This is a genomic window from Nitratidesulfovibrio liaohensis, assembly GCF_011682075.1.
GTDB lineage: Bacteria > Desulfobacterota > Desulfovibrionia > Desulfovibrionales > Desulfovibrionaceae > Cupidesulfovibrio > Cupidesulfovibrio liaohensis.
This window is the reverse complement of sequence record NZ_VSMK01000311.1, coordinates 1-3,280: the sequence shown is the minus strand read 5'-3', so window position 1 is coordinate 3,280 and position 3,280 is coordinate 1. Positions and strand designations below refer to the sequence as shown.

Annotated in this window: 3 protein-coding genes, 1 rRNA gene and 1 pseudogene; 2 read left to right on the top strand and 3 right to left on the bottom strand. The window is 67.7% G+C overall.

The window, feature by feature from the left end; all coding sequences use genetic code 11:
- Nucleotides 1-442, bottom strand: a pseudogene (locus tag FVW27_RS11065) (permease); the annotation flags it as partial.
- Nucleotides 439-1,197 carry an ATP-binding cassette domain-containing protein gene (locus FVW27_RS11060; RefSeq protein WP_167125135.1) on the bottom strand — a complete coding sequence of 253 codons (759 nt, stop codon included), beginning with the start codon at nt 1,195-1,197 and terminating at the stop codon, nt 439-441. The pseudogene FVW27_RS11065 and the gene FVW27_RS11060, both read right to left, overlap by 4 nt.
- 109 nt (nt 1,198-1,306) lie before the next feature.
- Here FVW27_RS11060 and FVW27_RS11055 point away from each other — a divergent pair, with 109 nt between their 5' ends.
- Nucleotides 1,307-2,005: an arylesterase gene (locus tag FVW27_RS11055; protein ID WP_243838366.1), complete on the top strand. Its 699-nt coding sequence runs from the start codon at nt 1,307-1,309 to the stop codon at nt 2,003-2,005.
- 5 nt (nt 2,006-2,010) lie between these two features.
- Nucleotides 2,011-2,685 carry a thermonuclease family protein gene (locus tag FVW27_RS11050; protein WP_243838364.1) on the top strand — a complete coding sequence of 225 codons (675 nt, stop codon included), beginning with the start codon at nt 2,011-2,013 and terminating at the stop codon, nt 2,683-2,685.
- Between the two features lie 487 nt (nt 2,686-3,172).
- Here FVW27_RS11050 and rrf read toward each other — a convergent pair.
- Nucleotides 3,173-3,280 (bottom strand): 5S ribosomal RNA (gene rrf / locus FVW27_RS11045); the annotation flags it as partial.

Below are 3,280 nucleotides of genomic sequence, written 5' to 3'. Positions count from 1 at the left end.
CACCCGCCGGGGCGTCGCGCAGGGCATCGGCCAGCGGCTGGGGCGGGTCCAGGGTCACCGTGCCGTACAGGGGGTAGGCCGCGTCCACGCCCTTCAGCGCCACCATGGCGGTGTCCTCACCACCGGGGCCACCGGGCGTTGACGAGCGGGCCATGCCGCGCAACGAAATCACCTGGCTCACCGTGCCGCGCGCCGACAGCCAGGCCAGCTCCTCGTCCGACGGTCGTTGGGTGGCGAATTCCACCGATGCATCGCCGCCCAGCAGGGCGCGCGCATCGCGCGCCAGGCCCGCCCGCACCGCCTCGGAGATGGACCCCACGGCGGCAATGGCGAACACCCCCAGGAACATGCACCCCAGAAACACCGTCAGCCGCCGCTGGCCGGAGCGCAGTTCGCGCAGGGCCAGCCGGAAGGCCAGGGCCAGATCGCGCGCACTGATCATGCGCGCTCTCCATCACCACGCACACCAGAGCGGACAGCAGACGCACGATCCCCCGCCTGCCCGGCGGACGCCGCACCTTCATGCAGCCTGCCGTCCTCCATGCGCACCTGCCGCCCGCACTGGGCGGCCAGTTCCCGGTCGTGAGTGATCAGCACCAGCGTTGTGGCGTGCTCCTCGCGCAGGCGGAACAGATGCTCGATCACCCGGCGTCCCGTCTCCGTGTCCAGATTGCCGGTGGGTTCGTCGGCCAGGATCACGCGCGGGGCAGACGCAAAGGCCCGCGCCAGCGCCACGCGTTGCTGCTCCCCGCCGGAAAGCTCCGCCGGGTAGTGCCCGGCGCGACCTTCCAGCCCCACGGCAGCCAGCGCGGCCAGAGCCCTGTCGCGCGCGTCCGGCGCATGCGAAAATTCCAGCGGCAGCGCCGCGTTTTCCAGCGCGGTCATGGTGGGCACCAGATGGAACGACTGGAACACGATGCCCAGATGCGCCCGTCGGAACCGGGCCAGGGCATCCTCGTCCATGCCGCCAAGATCATGCCCGGCCACGCGCACCGTACCGCTGCTCGGTCGTTCCAGCCCGGCCATGATCATCAGGGTGGTGGTCTTGCCCGAACCGGAAGGCCCCACGATGGCCACGGTTTCACCGGCCCGCACGGAAAGGTTCACCCCGCGCAGGATGTTGACCTGACCGGAACCGCCCACTAGGCTGAGATGTATACTGGAGAGAGCAATGATCGGATCTGTCACGCGAATCACCTTTGGCGGATGGAGTAGATGCCGGGCGCTGGCCCCGGCGAAACAGCTGATGCAGTCAAGGGGCCGGGGCCAGGGAGTGTGTCCGTCGATATGCCGATGCAACGCTGCCATGTGCCGGTCGCTGCTGACGGCGGCGCTGGGCGTGCTGTCGACGACGCTATGCCTGCTCTCGGCCCTCACTGGCCTTGGCCTGGCGCTGCTGCCGTCGTCCACGGCCTTTGCCGCCAACGGCGGCAATTCCTCCATACCGCATATCCTCGTGCTGGGCGACAGCCTGGTGGCGGGGTACGGCCTGGGGCCGGACGAAGCCTTCCCGGAACGGCTGGGTGCCGCGCTGAACGCAAAGGGACGCCCGGTGCGCATCACCAATGCCGGGGTTTCGGGCGATACCTCCGCCGGGGGGCTTGCCCGGGTAGAATGGTCGCTGGCCGACAAGCCGGACCTGCTGATCCTGGAGCTGGGCGCCAACGACGGCTTGCGCGGCCTGCCGGTGGACGACCTGCGCCGCAACCTGTCCACCATCATCGAAATCTGCCGCAAGAATGGCGTACGTGTGCTGCTGGCAGGCATGCGCGCCCCGAGGAACATGGGGCCGGACTATGCACGCCGTTTCGACGCGGTGTATCCTGAACTGGCAGCGCAATACGGCCTGACGCTGTACCCCTTCTTTCTGGACGGCGTGGCGCTGGACCGTTCGCTGAACCTGCCTGACGGCATGCACCCCAATCAAATGGGGGTGCAGGTCATCGTCGAGCGCATGCTGCCCGTGGTCGAGCGCGAACTGGGCGCACTGAAGGCAGGAAACTGACCGGCATGCGCCTGCCCGCATCCTTTCCCATCAGGTGGCCGCGCCAGCCCCGTCAGCCGCATTTGTCGCGGCGCATCCCGTGGCGCATGCTGGCCCGCCCCGGCTCGCTGCTGGGGCTGCTGCTGGCGCTGGCCCTGTGGACAGTGGCGGGGCTTGAACCGTGGCAGGGTCTGGTGGTCGGCGTGCCCGACGGCGACACCATCGTTGTGCGGGTGCGTCTGTACGGCATCGACGCGCCGGAATTGCGCCAGCGCGGGGGCGAGCAGGCCCGCGATCAGCTGCTGCGCATGGTCATGGACCGCAAGGTGTACCTGGTGACCATCGACCGCGACGGCTACGGGCGCGACGTGGCCCATGTGCGGACCAAGCCGTTCCCCTGGGCGACAGCCATCGTACCTTCAGGCGAGGCACTGCGAGCCGCAGCCACGCCGTCACGGCGGCAGGATGCACGCTCCGCCGTGAGTTCCGCCGCTGATGGCCTGCCGGGTGAGCTTACCGGCGATGTGAACGGCGACATGCTGCACGCCGGGCAGGCCTGGTTCTACGGCGAATACTGCCGCCTGCCCTATCCTTGCCTTGCCTGGTATTTCGCTGCCAGCAAGGCCCGGGAGACCAACATCGGGCTGTGGAAGACACGCAATCCCACTCCGCCGTGGGAATGGCGGAGGAAGAACCGGTAGGCAGGCTGGGGATCGCCGCCTTCAGACACACACGCACAGCACCGCACACGCCTGTTCATTGCTTCAGCTTTTCGCCCTTCCCGCCCCCATCCACGAATGTGCCATTCCATGCAGGCTGCCCACGTTGCGACCGCGCAAGCGGGGTGTTCTTGGCTTGCGTGCCAGCGGCCCGGCAACGTGGCTCGCCAGACGGTTTTTCCCGAAAGGAGTGGCCTGCATGCAACCCACGCGCGTGGCCCCATGGTCGGGCAGAAAGACAGGTAAAAACGGGAGACAGACGGGTAGGCAGGCCATGCGGACAGGGGGAGGACAGTAAGGGCGCGCAGTGCCAGCGGCATCCTTGCGCCCAGCAGGACCGTGGCAATGGCCCAGTCGTACGCAGCAACAGCCCGCCCCCTTCTGCAAACGCACGAAGGCCCCGGTGATTTCTCACCGGGGCCTTTTCGTGATGTGTCGGGATGCGGTTGTGCATCCCTTTGAGAATAAGTGCTGGCATCGGCCTACTTTCCCACGCAAGAGTACGCAGTATCATCGGCGATGGAGGGCTTAACTTCCGAGTTCGGAATGGGATCGGGTGTACCCCCTCCTCCATGGA